This window comes from Streptomyces sp. NPDC002776 (assembly GCF_053592195.1).
This window is the reverse complement of sequence record NZ_JBSFVG010000001.1, coordinates 330,223-348,145: the sequence shown is the minus strand read 5'-3', so window position 1 is coordinate 348,145 and position 17,923 is coordinate 330,223. Positions and strand designations below refer to the sequence as shown.

Genomic DNA, 17,923 nt, shown 5'->3' with positions numbered 1-17,923 from the left:
GTGTGTCGTGCCACACCTCAGGCCTACCGAACCATCCCCGATGACGTGGAGACTGATATGCCAGGCGCCATCCATGCCGAAGGTCTGGTCAAGACCTTCGGCGACGTAAAGGCACTGGACGGTGTCGACCTCGATGTGCCGGAGGGCACCGTCCTCGGCCTGCTCGGGCCGAACGGCGCGGGCAAGACCACCACCGTCCGCTGTCTGACGACCCTGCTGCGCCCCGACAGCGGCAAGGCCGTCGTCGCCGGTATCGACGTGCTCAAGCACCCCGACGCCGTGCGCCGTTCCATCGGCCTCTCCGGCCAGTTCGCGGCGGTCGACGAATACCTCACCGGCCGCGAGAACCTCCAGATGGTCGGCCAGCTCTATCAGATGCGGGCGAAGGCGGCGAAGGCCCGCGCGGCCGAGCTGCTGGAGCAGTTCGACCTCGCCGACGCCGCGGACCGCCCGACCAAGACTTACTCGGGCGGGATGCGCCGCCGCCTCGACCTCGCGGCCGCCCTGGTGGTCTCCCCGCCCGTGATGTTCATGGACGAGCCGACCACCGGCCTCGACCCGCGCAACCGCCAACTGCTGTGGGACGTCATCAAGCGGCTCGTCTCCGGCGGCACCACCCTGCTGCTGACCACCCAGTACCTGGAGGAGGCCGACCACCTCGCCCATGACATCGCCGTGGTCGACCACGGCCGGGTCATCGCCCAGGGCACCTCGGACCAGCTCAAGGCCCGCACCGGCGGCGAGCGCGTCGAGGTCGTGGTGCACGAGCGCGAGCACATGCAGTCCGCCTCCGAGGTGCTCAGCGGCTTCGGCAAGGGCGAGACCACCGTCGAGGACCACATGCGCAAGCTCACCGTTCCGGTGACCGGCGGCGCGAAGCTCCTCGCCGAGGTCATCCGCGAGCTGGACAGCCGAGGGATCGAGATCGACGACATCGGGCTGCGCCGCCCGACCCTCGACGACGTCTTCATGTCCCTGACCGGCCACGCCGCCGAGGTCAGGGACAAGGAATCCGACAAGGAGGCAGCCAAGTGAGCGCCGTCACCGACGCCGTGCCGGTCACGGCCCCCGCCCACCCGCTCGTCCAGTCCGTCCGGGACTCCCTGGTCGTGGCCAAGCGGAACCTCATCCGCATGTCCCGGATCCCGGAGATGGTCATCTTCGGACTGATCCAGCCGATCATGTTCGTGGTGCTGTTCAGCTACGTCTTCGGCGGCTCCATGAACATCGGCGGCACCACGGAGTCCTCCGTCTACCGCGAGTTCCTGATGGCCGGCATCTTCGCGCAGACCGTCACCTTCGCCACCGCCGGCGCCGGGGCGGGCATCGCCGACGACATGCACAAGGGACTCATCGACCGCTTCCGGTCCCTGCCGATGGCGCGGGGCGCGGTGCTCACCGGCCGCACCCTGGCCGACCTGGTGCAGACGGCGCTCACGCTGTTCGTGCTGGCCATGGTCGCGCTACTGGTCGGCTGGCGTACGCACACCAGCTTCGGCGAGGTGCTCGGCGCCTTCGGCCTGCTGCTTCTGCTCGGCTATGCGTTCACTTGGGTCGGAGCGCTGATCGGCCTGTCGGTGCGGACTCCGGAGGCCGCCACCTCGGGCGGACTGATCTGGCTGTTCCCGGTCACGTTCATCTCGAACGCGTTCGTGGACTCCAGCCGGATGACCCCCTGGCTCCAGCACGTCGCCGACTGGAACCCCTTCAGTGCCACGGTGCAGGCGTGCCGCGAGCTCTTCGGCAACCCCGGGGTCTCGCCCTCCGACGCCTGGCCCATGCAGCATCCGGTGTGGGCGTCGCTGATCTACTCGGTCCTGATCATCGCGGTGTTCCGGACGCTGGCGGTCCGCAAGTACCGCTCCGCGGCGGCATGACGACGCCCCCGGCGTCACAGGGACGCCGGGGGCGTGGTCAAGGGCGTACGGCCGGGGGCCGGGGTCAGCCGCTGTAGGGCTCGGCCTTCAGGATCCGCACCGAGGCCTTCTTGCCGTTCGGCAGCTCGTACTCCGCGTCCTCGCCGACCTTGTGGCCCATCACGCCGGAGCCCAGCGGGGACTGCGGGGAGTAGGTCTCGATGTCGGAGCTCGCGTACTCACGCGAGGCGAGCAGGAAGGACAGGGTGTCGTCCTCGTCATCGTCGAAGGCGATCGTCACGACCATGCCGGGCGCGACCTCGCCCTCCGCCGAGGTCGGCGCCTCGCCGACCTGGGCGTTCTCGAGAAGCTGGGTCAGCTGGCGCACACGGAGCTCCTGCTTGCCCTGCTCCTCCTTGGCCGCGTGGTACCCGCCGTTCTCGCGCAGGTCGCCCTCCTCGCGCGCGGCCGCGATCTTGGCGGCGATCTCCGTGCGCGCAGGACCAGTAAGGTACGCAAGCTCGTCCTTGAGCTTGTTGTACGCCTCCTGGGTCAGCCAGGTGACGGACTCGCTGGTCTGGGTCACAGGTGCTCCTCGTCGGTACTGGGAATACAAAGCATCGCCCTACCCAGAAGAATGTTCCTTCACGGAAGGGCGAAACCACGAGCCTAACAATTCCAGGGCGTCAGGGGGAGGACATAAGCCGCCAGAATTACGTCAACGCAGGTCAGCGCCTACGTATTGCGGGCGAACCCGCTCCGGGCCCGGGCGGGCCGGGTCAGTCCGCGTGACAGCCGAGCAGCTCGGCCGTGGTGCCCTGGGACGTCGTACGCAACGTGACGACCTCGTCGATCCGCGTGGCGTCACCGTCGAAGCGGAAGTCCGCCCGGCCGACCTCGGCGCCGTTCTCCGCCTGCGAGCGGATCGTGCAGTACCCGGAGGCGCCGGCGTCCTTGCGGACCTCCAGATGCACCTTGACCGAGGTCTTCGTGAAGTCGTATTCGATGACCTCGGCGCTGATCTTGTTCTGGCCGACGTAGTGGTAGCCGAAGTAGCCCACGACCACCACGAGCAGGGTTCCGAGGACGGCGGCGGCGAGCTTGAGCCGGTGGTCGGCGCGCTCGTCCGAGGAGCGTCCGTACCGGCCCTCGGGCGGTCGTGTGCTCGCCGTGGTCATGATCGTCCTCTCGCGGGGCGGGCGGTGGAGCAGGCCCCGGAATTATTCGGCCCCCGATTCGGTCACTATAGAAGCCGCCGTTTGCGCCCGTTCATCCGGGTGCGCCGACCGACGAGGATTGAGTCTTGACTGACCAGCTGCGACTGATGGCCGTCCACGCCCACCCCGACGACGAGTCGAGCAAGGGCGCGGCCACCATGGCGAAGTACGTGTCCGAGGGGGTGGACGTGCTGGTCGTGACCTGCACGGGCGGGGAGCGCGGCTCCATCCTGAACCCCAAGCTCCAGGGCGACCGGTACATCGAGGAGAACATCCACGAGGTACGCAGGAAGGAGATGGACGAGGCCCGCGAGATCCTCGGCGTCAAGCAGGAGTGGCTCGGTTTCGTCGACTCCGGCCTGCCCGAGGGCGACCCGCTGCCGCCGCTGCCCGAGGGCTGTTTCGCCCTGGAGGACGTCGACGAGGCGGCCGGTGAGCTGGTCCGCAAGATCCGCTCCTTCCGCCCGCAGGTGATCACCACCTACGACGAGAACGGCGGCTACCCGCACCCCGACCACATCATGACCCACAAGATCTCGATGGTGGCGTTCGAGGGCGCGGCGGACACCGAGAAGTACCCGGAGGACGAGTTCGGCCCGGCGTACCAGCCGGTCAAGCTCTACTACAACCAGGGCTTCAACCGCCCCCGCACCGAGGCGCTGCACCAGGCGCTGCTGGACCGGGGCATGGAGTCGCCGTACGGGGACTGGCTCAAGCGCTGGGACGAGTTCCAGCGCACCGAGCGCACGCTGACCACGCACATCCCCTGCGCCGAGTTCTACGAGATCCGCGACAAGGCCCTGATCGCGCACCGCACGCAGATCGACCCCGACGGAGGCTGGTTCCGGGTGCCCATGGAGCTCCAGAAAGAGGTCTGGCCGACGGAGGAGTACGAGCTGGCGAAGTCCCTCGTCGATACCTCCCTCCCCGAGGACGACCTCTTCGCGGGCGTCCGCGACAATGCCTGACATGAGCGCAAGCGCAAGCCTGGCAATGACCCAGCTGGCCACCCTCGCCAAGGAGGTCGACGAGGACAAGGTCACCCCCGGTGTCCTCGGCTTCATCGTCTTCGCGGTGATGGCACTGGCCGTGTGGGGCCTGATGAAGTCGATGAACAAGCACATGGGCAAGGTGGCCTTCACGGAGGCCCCGGACCCGAAGGCGGACACCCCCGGGGACGCCGAGAAGGGCTGAGCTCACCGCGCGTGGTCGGCCAGTGACAGCAGGAGATGCGCCGACTCCGGCCGTACATGGCCGGAGTGGGCGCCCGACCAGCCGCGGCGGCGGACGAACACGTCCGAGGCGTCGACGCTGACGAACCGGTGGTCGAGGACGTCGTGCGGGTACGGCTCGGCGGGGCCGCGCATCCGGATGCCGAGCGCGCCGGCGAGGCGTACGAGCGGTGGCAGTCCGCGCGGCTGGTGGGACGTCGAAGGAGCCCTTGGAGAACCGCGAGAAGAGCTCGACACCGCACCTCGTGCAGTTGGTCGGCGTCCTTCCAGCCGCGTTTCTCGCGTGAGGTGGCGATCACCATCAACCCGGAACAGCGCCGTGACCTCTCGAGCAGAGGCCGCGCGGCAGACGTGCCCTCCGTGTCCAACGCACCGCCGAGGGAGAGCCAGTGCACCGGGAGGGGATCCGTTGCGGTCAGGGCCCTGAGCTCGTGGCCGTACCGCCGCACCGGTTGACCCGCGAGGGCGGACTTGCCCACACCGCCCGGCCCGTGCAGGACGACCAGGTACGGCCCCCGCGTCCAGTCGCTGAGGCTCGGGGGCAGCCCGCTGAGAAGCGCGGCGATCTCCCGCTCCCGTCCCACGAACCGATCTTCGTCCGGCGGCCCCGTCGGACCGCGCAGGTCACGCCCCACCGGTTCACCCCCGAACCCCGTACCCGGCAACCCGACCACGTTCCCAGCCCCGCCCCCGCCCGCCGGCGAAACCGTCGGATCACCGCCCCGCGGTCACCACCGCCACCCCCATGACCTCCCGGGCGTGCCGGCTCGGCACCATGCCCAGCCGCCAGGCCTGCCAGCCCGCCTCCAGGTTCACGCCCCGCTCCAGCAGCAGCTGATACGCGCCGACGTACTCCTCCAGCTTCTCGTCCCGCACCGGATGACCGCTCCGGGCCAGCTGCGCCAGCTCCTCCTGGGCCACCGCCGTGCCGACCTCCACCCCGCCGGGCGCCGCATACGGCAGCAGGGTGCAGCGCAGGAAGCGGGCCCAGTCCTCGCCCCGGCGGTCGCCGTAGGAGGTGAACAGGCCCACCGCCTCGTCGCACAGCGACAGTGCCTGCTGGGTACGGGAGTTGCCGGCGTCCACCACCGCCAGCTCCAGACAGGTCCACGCCTCGCCGTGCGCGACGCCGATGCGCTGGAAGTCGGCCCGCGCGTCGACCAGCAGCTGGCGCGCGAAGCCGGAGTTGCGCAGGGAACCGGTCTGCGCCGCCCGCAGATCGCGCGTCGCCCGCGCCGAGTGGTGGCGGGCGCACGCCAGGCCGTACACGTCCCGCATCCGGGAGAACATCGTGCGGGAGCGCTCCAGTTCGCGGACCGCCTGGTCCAGGGTGCCGGTCTCCTCCAGCGCCTGGCCCAGGTAGTAGACCGTCCACGCCTCACCGCGCGCGTCCTCGTTGTCGCGGTGCCGGGACGCCGCCTGGCGCAGGCCGTCCACCGCCGCGGAATGATCACCGGCCACCAGCCGAGCCCGGGCCAGCTGGGTCAGCGCCCACGCCTCGCCCCGTACGTCGCGGGTACGGCCGTACAGGTCGAGCGCGGTGCGCAGTTCCCGCTCCGCCCGCGGGACGTCCCCCATCCGCAGGCCCAGCTGGCCCAGCTGGAAGTGCGCCCACGCCTCGCCGTGCACCGACTCTCCCGCCCGGTGCAGCTCCAGCGAGCGGTTCAGCAGGTCCAGCGCCTCCGACAGATGGGCCCGGTCCCGCTGCACCGCCGCCAGCGCGTGCATCGTCCAGGCCCGGTCCGTGGCCAGCTGGGGCGGATCCTGCAGATCCAGCGCCTCGCGCAGCTTCTTCGCCGCCTCCGTCAGCTGTCCCTGGTGGTGCAGCGTGATGCCCAGCGAGCACAGGGCCCGGGCCGCGCCCGCGTCGTGGTGGGCCTCCATGTACAGGTCCACCACCGACGCCAGCGTCGTCCTCGCCCGGTCCAGTTCACCGAGCTGGCGTGCGGCGATGCCGGTACGCCACTGCACCGAGCGCAGCAGCAGGCCCTGGTCCACCGCCTGCGCCAGGTCGCTGATCTCGCCCAGGCGGTACAGGTCGCCGCGCAGCAGGCAGTAGTCGCACAGGGCGCCGAGCAGTTCCAGGACCGCCGCCTGGTTGACGCCGTCCGCGTGCCGCAGCGCCGAGGTGATGAAGCTGGACTCGTCGTCCAGCCAGCGCAGGGCCTCGTCCAGGGAGGTGAAACCGTGCGGGCTGAACCGGTCGGAACGGGTGGACACGTTGCCGTCGACCAGGCGCAGCACCGAGTCGGCGAGGTCGGCGTAGTTGACGATCAGCCGCTCCTGCGCGGCGGCGCGCTCCGCCGGTTCCTCCTCGTCCAGGAGGCGGGCGTGGGCGAAGGCGCGGACCAGGTCGTGCAGGCGGTAGCGGTTGCCGCGGACGTGGTCGAGCAGGCCCGCCCCGGACAGGGCGGTCAGCTGGCGGGCCGCCTCCGGCTCGTCCGTCGCCAGCAGCGCGGCGGCCGCCGCCGTGCCCAGCGAGGCCCGTCCGGCCAGCGCCAGCCGGCGCAGCAGACGGCGGGCCGGTTCCGACTGGTCGCTGTAGCGCAGCCACAGCACTCTCTCGACCGGATCCACCGGCCCGTACGCGGCCAGGTCGGTGGCGAGCCGGCGGGGTGACCGCGGGCCCAGCGAGGAGCCCGCGATGCGCAGCGCCAGCGGCAGACCGCCGCACAACTCACGGATCCGGTCGGTGGATTCGGCGTCGTAGGGGCCCGTGGCGTCCTGTGCCACCGCCGTCAGCAGCTCCTCCGCGCCCGCCGCCGCCAACGGCTCCACCCGCAGGTGATGCACCCACGCCGGCAGGTCACCGGGCAGGTCGAGGGCTTCGCGGGCCGTCACCAGGACCAGGCTGTCGGAGCGCTCGGGCAGCAGGGTGCGCACCTGCTCCGGGTCCGAGGCGTCGTCCAGGACCACCGTGACCGGCAGCCCGGTCAGATGCTGGTGGTACAGCTCGCTCAGCCGCTTGACCTGCTGGTCGGGGGAGGAGCGCTCACGGAACAGCAGCTGCTCGCGCGGCGCGCCCAGCCGGTTCAGCAGATGCAGCAGGGCGTCCCGGGTGGACAGCGGCGGCTCCTCCGCCGTGCCGCCGCGCAGATCGACCACGCACGCCCCGCGGAACTGGTCCCGCAGATCGTGCGCCGCCCGCACCGCCAGGGTCGTACGGCCGCTGCCGGGCGTCCCGTGCAGCACGACCACCGTCGGACGGGTCTCCGTGCTCGCCCGGGCCGCCTGCACCCACTGCCGGATCCGCCCCAGCTCCGGGCGCCGCCCCGCGAACGGCTCCTCCGGCTCGGGGAGTTGTCCGAAGGACTGCTCCAGCACCTTCCGCCCCCGGGCCGCCGCGCTCTTGTCGGTGCCGCGCAACCGCGGGCCCTGCTGCTTGGGCCCCGTCGACGCGCTCAGCATCCGCTGCTGGTCGAGGAAGGGCCGGATCCCGCGTACCTCCAGCGCGGTCAGCCACTGCAGCCGCAGCTGCTCGACCCCGCCGGGCTGCCCGGCCGCCCCCGCCCGGTGGTGCGCGGCCGGCAGATGCACCCCGGCCACCTTCACCACCGTCGTCGCGGCGCCCACCACCCCCACGGTCACGCCCGCGCCCACCGCGGTCCCGGCACCGGTGCCGAGCGCCAGGTCGGCGAGGACGGCGGCGATCCCCGCCACGCCCGCCACCAGCAGCGGAGTGCCGCCGCCCTCGCGGGCGTAGCGCTGGCCGAAGGTGAGCCGGCCGGCCTCCGCCTCGTCCAGCGCGCGGCAGTACGCCTCGTACTCCTCGGCCGCCGACTGGGCCATGGCGTCCAGCGCGCCCCGCGCCCGGGACAGCAGCACCGCCCCGTCGGTGCGTCCGCCCGAGCGCCGCACCTCCTCCTCCACAGCCCGAGCCAACAGCCGCTCGGCCTCCGTCCGATGGCTGTCCCGCATGTCAGGTCCCCCTCCGGCGGCAACGCTTCCTTGGTCAAGTGTGCTGCGGACGGGACGCCCTGGGGAGGGGGCGGCAAGATCGGGCTTGTGGGGTGTGCTGTCCGGCGCTCGCCGGGGTACTGCGGCAGGATGGATCCCATGCCGAACCGACTGGCCCATGAGACGTCCCCCTACCTGCTCCAGCACGCCGACAACCCCGTCGACTGGTGGCCCTGGTCGGACCAGGCGTTCGAGGAGGCGCGCCGGAGCGGCAAACCGGTGCTGCTCAGCGTCGGATACTCCAGCTGTCACTGGTGCCATGTCATGGCGCACGAGTCCTTCGAGGACGAGGCGACGGCCGCGTACCTGAACGAGCACTTCGTCAACGTCAAGGTCGACCGCGAGGAACGCCCCGACGTGGACGCCGTCTACATGGAGGCCGTGCAGGCCGCCACCGGGCAGGGCGGCTGGCCCATGACCGTCTTCCTCACGCCCGACGCCGAGCCCTTCTACTTCGGCACCTACTTCCCGCCCGCCCCCCGCCACGGCATGCCCTCCTTCCGGCAGGTCCTGGAGGGCGTCCAGCAGGCCTGGACCGGACGGCGGGACGAGGTCACCGAGGTCGCCGGGAAGATCGTGCGCGATCTGGCCGGACGGGAGATCTCCTACGGCGACTCCCTGGCGCCCGGCGAGGAGGAGCTTGCGGGGGCGCTGCTCGGGCTCACCCGGGAGTACGACCAGGTGCGCGGCGGGTTCGGGGGAGCGCCGAAGTTCCCGCCGTCCATGGTCGTGGAGTTCCTGTTGCGCCACCACGCCCGCACCGGCTCCGAGGGCGCCCTGCAGATGGCCGCCGACACCTGCGAGCGGATGGCCCGGGGCGGCATCTACGACCAGCTCGGCGGCGGCTTCTCCCGGTACTCCGTGGACCGGGAGTGGACCGTGCCGCACTTCGAGAAGATGCTGTACGACAACGCCCTGCTGTGCCGGGTCTACGCCCACCTGTGGCGGTCCACCGGCTCCGGGCTCGCCCGGCGGGTGGCGCTGGAGACCGCCGACTTCATGGTCGGCGAACTGCGCACCGCCGAGGGCGGGTTCGCCTCCGCGCTCGACGCCGACAGCGACGACGGCACCGGCAAGCACGTCGAGGGCGCCTACTACGTCTGGACCCCGCAGCAGCTGCGCGAGGTGCTGGGCGAGGACGCGGAACTCGCCGCCCAGTACTTCGGCGTCACCGAGGAGGGCACCTTCGAGGAGGGCTCCTCCGTGCTGCAACTCCCGCAGCAGGAGGGCGTGTTCGACGCCGAGAAGGTCGCCGGGGTCCGCGCGCGCCTGCTCGCCGCGCGCGCCGGGCGGCCCGCCCCCGGCCGGGACGACAAGGTCGTCGCCGCCTGGAACGGGCTCGCCATCGCCGCGCTGGCCGAGACCGGCGCCTACTTCGACCGCCCCGACCTCGTCGAGGCCGCGGTGTGCGCCGCCGATCTCCTCGTACGCCTGCATCTGGACGAGCACGCGCAGCTCGCCCGTACCAGCAAGGACGGGCAGGTCGGGGCGAACGCGGGGGTGCTGGAGGACTACGCCGACGTGGCCGAGGGGTTCCTCGCGCTCGCGTCCGTCACCGGGGAGGGGGTGTGGCTGGAGTTCGCCGGGTTCCTGCTCGACCATGTCCTCACCCGGTTCGTCGACGCGGAGTCGGGTGCCCTGTACGACACGGCCGTGGACGCCGAGCGGCTGATCCGCCGCCCGCAGGACCCGACCGACAACGCCGCCCCCTCCGGCTGGACGGCTGCCGCGAACGCCCTGCTGAGCTATGCCGCCCAGACCGGTTCCGAGCCGCATCGCAGCGCCGCGGAACGGGCGCTGGGCGTGGTGAAGGCGCTCGGGCCGCGGGTGCCACGGTTCATCGGCTGGGGGCTCGCCGCCGCCGAGGCCCGGCTGGACGGGCCGCGCGAGATCGCGGTCGTGGGCCCCTCGCTCGACGACCCGGCGACCCGGACCCTGCACCGCACGGCCCTGCTGGGCACCGCGCCCGGTGCGGTGGTCGCCGTGGGCGCTCCGGAGAGCGACGAGCTGCCGTTGCTCGCGGGGCGGCCGCTGGTCGGCGGTGAACCGGCGGCGTACGTCTGCCGTAATTTCACCTGTGACGCCCCGACGACCGACCCGGAGCGGCTGCGTGAGGCGCTGAACGGCTGAGAACAGCGGTCGGGGAGGGTCCCGCACTGTCCAAATGGGGCGTGTGTTCGGTTAGATCCCGCTCTTCGCCGCCCCGTTCCGAAACACGCTATTTATCGGAACAGCTCCCGCGCTTCACGGTTCCCCCCTAATCTCTGCACAGTGGCGCGACGGCTGTGACTGGCCGTCGCGACAGGGGGTTTGGGGATCTGGGGGGATCTGTTGCTCACGTCTGTCTTCATCGCTGTCGTTTCACTGGCCCTGTTCTGGATGGCGGCGTTCACCCTGTGGTGGCAGATGCACGCCTGGCGTACGCCCGAGGTGCTCGCCTCCACCCGGTTCAGCAGACCGGACGGCGGCGAGCATCTGTCGTTCTCGCTGCTGCTGCCGGCCCGCCACGAACAGGCCGTGCTCGACCACACCATCCAGCGGCTGCTGGAGTCGAGCCACACCGACTTCGAGATCATCGTCATCGTCGGCCACGACGACCCGGAGACCACACAGGTCGCCGAGCGGGCCGCCGCACGCGACCCGCGGGTCCGGGTGGTCGTCGACACCCACGAGAAGAAGAACAAGCCGAAGGCCATGAACACGGCGCTGCCGTACTGCCGCGGCGATGTCGTCGGGGTCTTCGACGCCGAGGACCAGGTCCATCCGGAGCTGCTCGCCCACGTCGACCACGCCTTCCGCTCCACCGGCGCCGACGTCGTCCAGGGCGGGGTCCAGCTGATCAACTTCCACTCCAGCTGGTACAGCCTGCGCAACTGCCTGGAGTACTTCTTCTGGTTCCGCTCCCGGCTGCACCTGCACGCGCAGAAGGGGTTCATCCCGCTCGGCGGCAACACCGTGTTCGTCCGCACGGACGTGCTCAGGGCGGCCGACGGCTGGGACCCCGACTGCCTCGCCGAGGACTGCGACCTCGGGGTGCGGCTGTCCAGCATCGGCAAGAAGGTCGTCGTCGCCTACGACTCCGACATGGTGACCAAGGAGGAGACGCCCGGCAGCCTGATGTCGCTGCTCAAGCAGCGCACCCGCTGGAACCAGGGCTTCCTCCAGGTCTACCGGAAGAAGGACTGGAAGCAACTGCCCACCTTCGGGCAGCGGTTGCTGGCCCGCTACACCCTCACCACGCCGTTCCTCCAGGCCTTCACCGGCGTGATCATCCCGCTCAACGTGGCCATCGCCCTCTTCCTCGACGTGCCGGTGGCCATCGCCTTCATCACCTTCCTGCCGGCCGTCACCGCGCTCGTCACCTTCGTCTTCGAGGTCGTCGGACTGCACGACTTCGGCAAGCAGTACGGGCTGCGCGTCCGGTTCGTGCACTACCTGAAGCTCATCGTCGGCGGTCCCTTCTACCAGGTGCTGCTCGCCGGAGCCGCGATCCGTGCCGTCTGGCGCGAGCAACGCGGCCGTAACGACTGGGAGTTGACGTCCCATGTCGGCGCACATCTCCACCCGGCCGAAGTGATCCGAGAGGACGTTCCTGCGTGACCTCCACCCTTCCCGCGGTGACCACCGAGGTCCCCGCGCAGCGGCAGCCTGCGCCGGAGTTCCGTTCGACCGGTCGAACGACCCCGCCGAAGAAGCTGCGTACCTCTCGACCCGACCTCGTCCTGTGTGCCGTGCTGCTCGCGGCGATCCTCGTCGTGCAGGGCTGGAACATCGCCGACTACCCCACGCTCAGCGACGACGAGGGCACCTACCTCGCCCAGGCCTGGGCGGTCCAGGAGGGCAAGGGGCTCGCCCACTACACCTACTGGTACGACCACCCGCCGTTCGGCTGGATCCAGATCGCCGCGCTGACCTGGATACCCTCGCTGATCAGCCCCGACTCGATGACCGTCGGCTCGATGCGCGCGGTCATGCTGGTCGTCAGCGGGATCAGCGCGGTCCTGGTGTACGTGCTCGGGCGGCGGCTGTCGCTGCCGCGCTGGGCCGCCGGGCTCGGCATGGTCCTGTTCGGGCTCTCGCCGCTCTCGGTGATCCTCCAGCGCGAGATCTTCCTGGACAACCTCGCCGTGATGTGGACGCTGCTGGCGTTCACCCTCGCCGCCTCGCCGAGCCGGCACCTCTGGCACCACTTCGGCGCGGGCATCGCCGCCGCCACCGCGGTGCTGACCAAGGAGACGATGCTGTTCGTCCTCCCGGCGATCCTCGTCACCATGTGGCGGCACAGCCACCGCGACACCCGCAAGTTCGCGGTGACCGGCGCGATCACCGCCTGCGTCCTGATCGGTCTGTCGTACCCCCTGTTCGCTCTGCTCAAGGGGGAGTTGTTCCCCGGCGCCGGGCACGTGTCGCTGTGGGACGGCGTCAAGTACCAGATGACCAGGCCCGGTTCCGGCTTCATCCTCGACCAGGGCTCCGGTTCGTACGGCGTCCTGCAGTCGTGGCTCTACTACGACCGGGTCCTGCCCCTCGGCGGTCTCGCGGGCGCCCTGCTGCTGCTCGCCACCTGGCGCTGGTCGGTCACCGCCCGCGCGCTCGCCGGCCCCTGTGCCGCCGTGGCGATCCTCGCCCTGGTCGCGATGCGCCCGAGCGGCTATCTGCCCGCGATGTACATCATCCAGGCGCTGCCGTTCCTCGCCCTCGTCCTCGCCGGCGGCACCGCGTCGGTCGCCCACGCCGTCCTGCGCAAGGGACGGCTGCACCCGGCGGGCCGGTACACCCTGGTGGCCGTCCTGGCGATCGGCGCCGGTGCCTATGTCGTCCCGCGCTGGTACGAGGGCGGCCGCACCGCCGTCACCGCCGACGCCAACGCCCCCTACCGGGCCGCCTCCCAGTGGCTCAGCACCGAGGTGGAGAACCCCAAGGACACCCGCGTCCTGGTCGACGACGCGCTCTGGCTGGACCTGGTGCACGCCGGGTACCGGCCCGGCGACGGCGTCATCTGGTTCTACAAGGCCGACCTCGACCCCGCCGTCACCGAGACCATGCCCCGCGGCTGGCGCGACATCGACTACGTCGTCGCCTCCCCGACCGTACGGCGCGACGCGGCCGACCTGCCGAACGTGAAGGCGGCCATGGAGCACTCCAGGCCCGTCGCCGTCTTCGGCAAGGGCGCGGACCGCATCGAGATCCGGCAGATCCAGACCGCGGGAGGCGGCGTCCGATGAGCCAGGAATACACCACCCCGATCCCGGATCTTCAGGCGGCCGAGGTCCCCGAGCCCGGCGCCGTCACCATCGTCGTCCCGACCTTCAACGAGTCCGCGAACATCCGCCGGCTGCTGCGCCTGATCACCGAGTCGGTGCCCGCCCGGCTGCCCTGCGAGGTCGTCTTCGTGGACGACTCCACCGACGACACCCCCGAGGTGATCACGGAGGCGGCGCAGGACTGCCCCTTCCCGGTGGCCGTGATCCACCGGGACGACCCCGTCGGCGGGCTCGGCGGCGCCGTCGTGGAGGGGCTCAAGGCGGCCACCTCGGACTGGATCGTCGTGATGGACGGCGACTGCCAGCATCCGCCCTCGCTGGTCCCGGAGCTGGTGGCCACCGGTGAGCGGACCGGCGCCGCACTCGTCGTCGCCTCGCGGTACATCAAGGGCGGCAGCAGGGCCGGGCTCGCCGGGAGCTACCGGGTCGCCGTCTCCCGCGGCGCCACCTGGCTCACCAAGTCGCTGTTCCCGCGCCGGCTGCACGGCATCAGCGACCCGATGAGCGGGTTCTTCGCGATCCGCCGCCAGGCCGTGACCGCCGAGGTCCTCAAACCGCTCGGCTACAAGATCCTCCTCGAACTCGCCGTGCGCAGCCGCCCGCGCCAGGTCGCCGAGGTGCCGTTCGTCTTCCAGGACCGGTTCGCGGGCGAGTCCAAGTCGAGTGCCCAGGAGGGGCTGCGCTTCCTGCGTCACCTGACCGGACTGCGCACCGCGTCCCCGGCCGCCCGCATGGTCGGCTTCGGCCTGATCGGCGCCTCCGGGTTTGTGCCGAACCTGCTCGCCCTGTGGGTCCTCACCGGCTTCGGCATGCACTACCTGCCCGCCGAGATCGTCGCCAACCAGTTCGGCGTGGCCTGGAACTTCCTGCTCATCGAACACCTGCTGTTCCGTGACCGACGGCGGCACCGGCGCTGGTGGGACCGCACCGGCCGGTTCGCGCTGCTCGCCAACGCCGATCTGGTGCTGCGCATCCCGCTGATCGCGCTGTTCGTGGCCGAGTTCGGGATGGGCGCCCTGTCGGCGACCGCGCTCGCCCTGGTCACCACCTTCGTCCTGCGCTTCGCCGCCACCGAGGCGCTGGTCTACCTGCCCCGCAGGAACGCCGGCGGGGAGCCGCACGGGAGCCGCACAGCAAGGAGCACCGCATGAGACACCGACGGAGAACCGCCCTGTTCGCGGTGGGCACCCTCACCGCCGGGCTGCTGCTGACCACACCCCATCCCGCCGCCGCCGCCAACCTGATCAAGAATCCGGGCTTCGAGACCGCCGGCACCGGCGACATGCCGTTCTGCTGGTCCAAGTCCGGCTGGGGCGACAACGACTTCTCCTACGAGACCGTCGCCGACGCCCACTCCGGCTCCAAGGCCATGAAGGTGACGCTGACCCGCCGGACCGAGGGCGACCGCAAGGCGCTGATCACCGAGTCCGCGAACTGCGCGCCCGCGGTGACGCCGGGCAAGCAGTACGACCTCGGCCTCTGGTACAAGACGACCACCCCGGACGCCAACCTCACCCTCTTCCGGCACGACACCACCGCCGGCTGGCAGTACTGGACCGACCTCAAGACGCTGGACCTGGCCGGGAGCTGGACCGAGGCCACCGTCCGCACCCCCGAGGTCCCGCCCGGCACCGACCGGATCAGCTGGGGCGTCTCGGTCTACGGCACCGGCTCGGCGACCACCGACGACTACACGATGGACCAGGTCCCCGACGTCACGCCGCCGCCGGAGTGCACGGGCACCGCCCAGGAGTGCGCGAACGGCCGCTGGGACGTGCTGCCCGTGCAGAACCCGGTGCGCTCGATGCACTCCGTCGTGCTGCACAACGGCAAGGTGCTGCTGATCGCGGGCTCCGGCAACAGCGAGGAGATGTTCGAGGCGGGCACCTTCACCTCCGCGGTGTACGACCCGGCCAACGGCACCTACAAGATCATCCCCACCCCGAAGGACATGTTCTGCGCCGGCCACGTCCAGCTCCAGGACGGGCGGGTGCTGGTGATGAGCGGCAACAAGGGCTATCCGTCGGCGGACGGCACGATCGGCTACCAGGGGTACAAGGACTCGTACATCTTCGACCCCGTGACCGAGACGTACACCAGGACCAACGACATGAACGACGGCCACTGGTACCCGTCGGCGACCATCCTCGGCAACGGCGACGTGATCTCCTTCGGCGGGCTGAAGGAGGACTCGACCGGGTCGGTGACGGCGGAGGTGTTCTCGCAGGCCGAGCAGAAGTGGCTCGAACTGTGGAAGGTCAACCAGACCTGGTCGTACTGGGGTCTGTACCCGTCGATGATCCTGATGCAGGACGGCCGCCTCTTCTACTCCGGCAGCCATGTCTTCGGCAACAACATCCCGGGCACCGGCTCCGCGGTCTACGACTACGGCGCGAACACAATCACCCAGGTGCCGGGGCTGCAGAGGAAGGACGAGCGGGACCAGTCGGCGAGCGTGCTGCTGCCTCCGGCGCAGGACCAGAAGGTCCTCACCCTCGGCGGCGGCAACATCGAGTCCAACCCGGCCGCCAACCGGCTGACCGACATCATCGACCTCAAGCAGCCGAACCCGGCCTACGTGGCCGGGCCGCCGATCCCGCAGGGCACGGTCGACCTCGGCAACGGGCGCGTGGCGCAGACCGGCGGCCAGGGCAAGATGTACGTCTCCGCCGTCCTGCTGCCCGACGGCAAGGTGCTGGAGACGGGCGGCGCCCTGCACAACCGGGCCAACCCCGTGTACGAGACGTCGATCTTCGATCCGGCGACGGAGACGTTCGACCCGGTCGCCGCGGACCCCGAGGCGCGGGGCTACCACGCCTCGGCGTTCCTGCTCCCGGACGGCCGGGTGATGACCACCGGTGACAACCCGGGCAACGGCTCCTGGAACCACAACGTGTCGATCTACACCCCGCCCTATCTCCTCAAGGGCGAGCGCCCGGCGATCACTTCGGTGATCGACACCGAGTGGAACTACGGCGACACCCAGCGGATCACCGTGGACCGGCCCATCGCCAAGGCGGAGCTGATCCGTCCGGCGGCGGTGACGCACTCGTCGGACCCGAACCAGCGGTTCGTGGACCTGCCGCTCTCGGTGGACGGCAACACCGTCGACCTGAACGTGACGAGCAACCCCAACCTGGCCCCGCCCGGCTGGTACATGCTCTTCGCGGTCGACGCCAACGGTGTCCCGTCGGTCGCCAAGTGGGTCCATCTGCAAGGACCCGCGGCCCTGAAGACGACGGACGCCTCGGCGCACGTCCACTCCTTCGCCGACGACCTGTCCGGCAAGGTCACCGGCCCCGGCAAGAAGAGGTCCGCGCAGCAGGTCAGCCCGACCGTCGCCGGCTGCGACCGCCACTACGGCTCGGCGAACGTCTGCGTCCCGACCGCTTTCCCGCCGGGCGTGAAGGCGACGACCAAGGCCCGCTGCGACTGGCTGAAGCGGAACGACTACGGCCGCCTGAAGGTGAACGGCAAGGACGACCCGCTGAGGCTGGACCGCAACGGGGACGGAACAGCCTGCGGCAAGAAGGATCTGAGGATGCGGTAGGCACCGCTCAGGGGCGCGGGGCCGTGTCGATATGCGGCTCCGCCGCGCGGGCGCGACGAGCCAAGACGGCGCCGCAGCCGCCGGACGGCGATGCGCGACAACTCCCCAGGCGCCGACGCTAACCCGCGAACTCCGTGAGGGCGCGTTCCACGATGGCCACCAGCTGCTCGTGGTGCGCGCCCTTCCAGTACGCCCGGCCGCACTCCTGGCACTGGGCGAACACGTCGTAGGACCGCTGGGTGCCGCCGTGGAGCTGGTCGGCGACCTCCTCCTTCGTGGCCTCCTTGAGCAGGCCGTTGCAGGCGGTGCAGCGGGTCCACGGGTGCAGGTCGGGGCGGAACCGCTCCAGGACGTCCCGGAGCTGGTCCTCGGGGCGGGTGCTGTAGACGTAGGCGCCCGCCCACAGCTCGCGGCGGCGCAGCAGGCCCCGGTCGCGGCTGAGCATGACCCGCTGCTCCGCCGCCGAACGCGCCGCGAGGGCCGGATCCCCGATGTCCGTCGACTCGTACGCCGTGTCCACGCCGAGCAGCCGCAGCCGCCGGGCGAGGGTGCCCAGATGGACGTCGAGCAGGAAGCGCAGCGGAGCGCCCGGCACCCGCTGGGGGCGCTCGACCGCGTTCACCCGGACGGAGTCGCCCGCCGCGGCGACGTAGGACACCGGCACCTCCCGGCCGTCCACCTCCAGCGTCCCGACCTCGGTGAGCGGCACGCCCAGGGACTCCACGACATGGCCGAGGGAGGAGACCCCGTCGGTGACGAGGGCGGTGGCGCCGGACCGGCGGCCGTGCGGGACGAACAGGGCCAGCTCGGGGGCGACTTCGAAGCGGATCTCCGGTGCGGTCACCCG

General features: G+C 71.0%; 14 protein-coding genes. 9 read left to right on the top strand and 5 right to left on the bottom strand.

All coding sequences use genetic code 11. The annotated features are described in order from the left end of the window. The first annotated feature begins 57 nt into the window (after nt 1-57). Together ACWD11_RS01585 and ACWD11_RS01580 are read left to right on the top strand one after the other, a co-directional pair. Entirely contained in the window at nt 58-1,035 is a 978-nt protein-coding gene (locus tag ACWD11_RS01585) for an ATP-binding cassette domain-containing protein (protein ID WP_389415219.1), read from the top strand. Then, a complete protein-coding gene (locus ACWD11_RS01580) occupies nt 1,032-1,877 on the top strand; it encodes an ABC transporter permease (protein ID WP_451280638.1) in 846 nt (281 codons plus the stop codon). Before ACWD11_RS01585 ends, ACWD11_RS01580 begins: the two co-directional genes overlap by 4 nt. A gap of 64 nt (nt 1,878-1,941) precedes the next feature. On the opposite strand, the gene greA is transcribed toward ACWD11_RS01580, so the two are convergent. Then, nucleotides 1,942-2,442 carry a transcription elongation factor GreA gene (gene greA / locus ACWD11_RS01575; RefSeq protein WP_451280637.1) on the bottom strand — a complete coding sequence of 167 codons (501 nt, stop codon included), beginning with the start codon at nt 2,440-2,442 and terminating at the stop codon, nt 1,942-1,944. Nucleotides 2,443-2,635: 193 nt separating this feature from the next. Beyond that, nucleotides 2,636-3,034, bottom strand: a complete 399-nt coding sequence (locus ACWD11_RS01570; RefSeq protein WP_451280635.1) for a DUF4307 domain-containing protein — start codon at nt 3,032-3,034, stop codon at nt 2,636-2,638. Nucleotides 3,035-3,159: 125 nt separating this feature from the next. On the opposite strand from ACWD11_RS01570, the gene mca reads away from it, so the two are divergent. Together mca and ACWD11_RS01560 are read left to right on the top strand one after the other, a co-directional pair. Then, nucleotides 3,160-4,041 carry a mycothiol conjugate amidase Mca gene (gene mca / locus ACWD11_RS01565; RefSeq protein ID WP_389415215.1) on the top strand — a complete coding sequence of 294 codons (882 nt, stop codon included), beginning with the start codon at nt 3,160-3,162 and terminating at the stop codon, nt 4,039-4,041. Beyond that, nucleotides 4,034-4,267: a hypothetical protein gene (locus ACWD11_RS01560; protein ID WP_389415214.1), complete on the top strand. Its 234-nt coding sequence runs from the start codon at nt 4,034-4,036 to the stop codon at nt 4,265-4,267. The genes mca and ACWD11_RS01560 overlap by 8 nt, the downstream gene beginning before the upstream one ends. A gap of 2 nt (nt 4,268-4,269) precedes the next feature. Here the strand turns inward: ACWD11_RS01560 and ACWD11_RS01555 are convergent, their stop codons facing one another. Together ACWD11_RS01555 and ACWD11_RS01550 are read right to left on the bottom strand one after the other, a co-directional pair. Next, on the bottom strand, nt 4,270-4,542 hold the full coding sequence (locus tag ACWD11_RS01555; RefSeq protein WP_451280632.1) for a hypothetical protein: 273 nt from the start codon (nt 4,540-4,542) through the stop codon (nt 4,270-4,272). A gap of 477 nt (nt 4,543-5,019) precedes the next feature. After that, nucleotides 5,020-8,223 (bottom strand): tetratricopeptide repeat protein, encoded by a 3,204-nt coding sequence (locus ACWD11_RS01550; protein ID WP_451280631.1) that lies wholly within the window; start codon nt 8,221-8,223, stop codon nt 5,020-5,022. A gap of 138 nt (nt 8,224-8,361) precedes the next feature. On the opposite strand from ACWD11_RS01550, the gene ACWD11_RS01545 reads away from it, so the two are divergent. From ACWD11_RS01545 to ACWD11_RS01525, 5 genes are all read left to right on the top strand, one after another. Further along, complete coding sequence (locus ACWD11_RS01545; RefSeq protein ID WP_451280629.1) at nt 8,362-10,392, top strand: thioredoxin domain-containing protein; 2,031 nt, start codon at nt 8,362-8,364, stop codon at nt 10,390-10,392. A gap of 201 nt (nt 10,393-10,593) precedes the next feature. Continuing rightward, entirely contained in the window at nt 10,594-11,862 is a 1,269-nt protein-coding gene (locus tag ACWD11_RS01540; protein WP_389415210.1) for a glycosyltransferase, read from the top strand. Beyond that, a complete protein-coding gene (locus ACWD11_RS01535) occupies nt 11,859-13,487 on the top strand; it encodes an ArnT family glycosyltransferase (protein ID WP_389415209.1) in 1,629 nt (542 codons plus the stop codon). Before ACWD11_RS01540 ends, ACWD11_RS01535 begins: the two co-directional genes overlap by 4 nt. After that, nucleotides 13,484-14,677 (top strand): glycosyltransferase, encoded by a 1,194-nt coding sequence (locus tag ACWD11_RS01530; protein WP_451280626.1) that lies wholly within the window; start codon nt 13,484-13,486, stop codon nt 14,675-14,677. Before ACWD11_RS01535 ends, ACWD11_RS01530 begins: the two co-directional genes overlap by 4 nt. Next, on the top strand, nt 14,674-17,076 hold the full coding sequence (locus ACWD11_RS01525; RefSeq protein WP_389415207.1) for a galactose oxidase-like domain-containing protein: 2,403 nt from the start codon (nt 14,674-14,676) through the stop codon (nt 17,074-17,076). Before ACWD11_RS01530 ends, ACWD11_RS01525 begins: the two co-directional genes overlap by 4 nt. Before the next feature lie 118 nt (nt 17,077-17,194). On the opposite strand, the gene ACWD11_RS01520 is transcribed toward ACWD11_RS01525, so the two are convergent. Continuing rightward, on the bottom strand, nt 17,195-17,920 hold the full coding sequence (locus ACWD11_RS01520; protein ID WP_451280624.1) for a Mut7-C RNAse domain-containing protein: 726 nt from the start codon (nt 17,918-17,920) through the stop codon (nt 17,195-17,197). Between the last annotated feature and the right edge of the window lie 3 nt (nt 17,921-17,923).

Bases quoted from the DNA above. Each gene is read 5' to 3' on its own strand.
- ACWD11_RS01560 (WP_389415214.1), top strand. From the start codon at position 4,034: ATGCCTGACATGAGCGCAAGCGCAAGCCTGGCAATGACCCAGCTGGCC.
- ACWD11_RS01570 (WP_451280635.1), bottom strand. From the start codon at position 3,034: ATGACCACGGCGAGCACACGACCGCCCGAGGGCCGGTACGGACGCTCC.
- ACWD11_RS01525 (WP_389415207.1), top strand. From the start codon at position 14,674: ATGAGACACCGACGGAGAACCGCCCTGTTCGCGGTGGGCACCCTCACC.
- ACWD11_RS01585 (WP_389415219.1), top strand. From the start codon at position 58: ATGCCAGGCGCCATCCATGCCGAAGGTCTGGTCAAGACCTTCGGCGAC.
- ACWD11_RS01530 (WP_451280626.1), top strand. From the start codon at position 13,484: ATGAGCCAGGAATACACCACCCCGATCCCGGATCTTCAGGCGGCCGAG.
- ACWD11_RS01550 (WP_451280631.1), bottom strand. From the start codon at position 8,223: ATGCGGGACAGCCATCGGACGGAGGCCGAGCGGCTGTTGGCTCGGGCT.
- ACWD11_RS01545 (WP_451280629.1), top strand. From the start codon at position 8,362: ATGCCGAACCGACTGGCCCATGAGACGTCCCCCTACCTGCTCCAGCAC.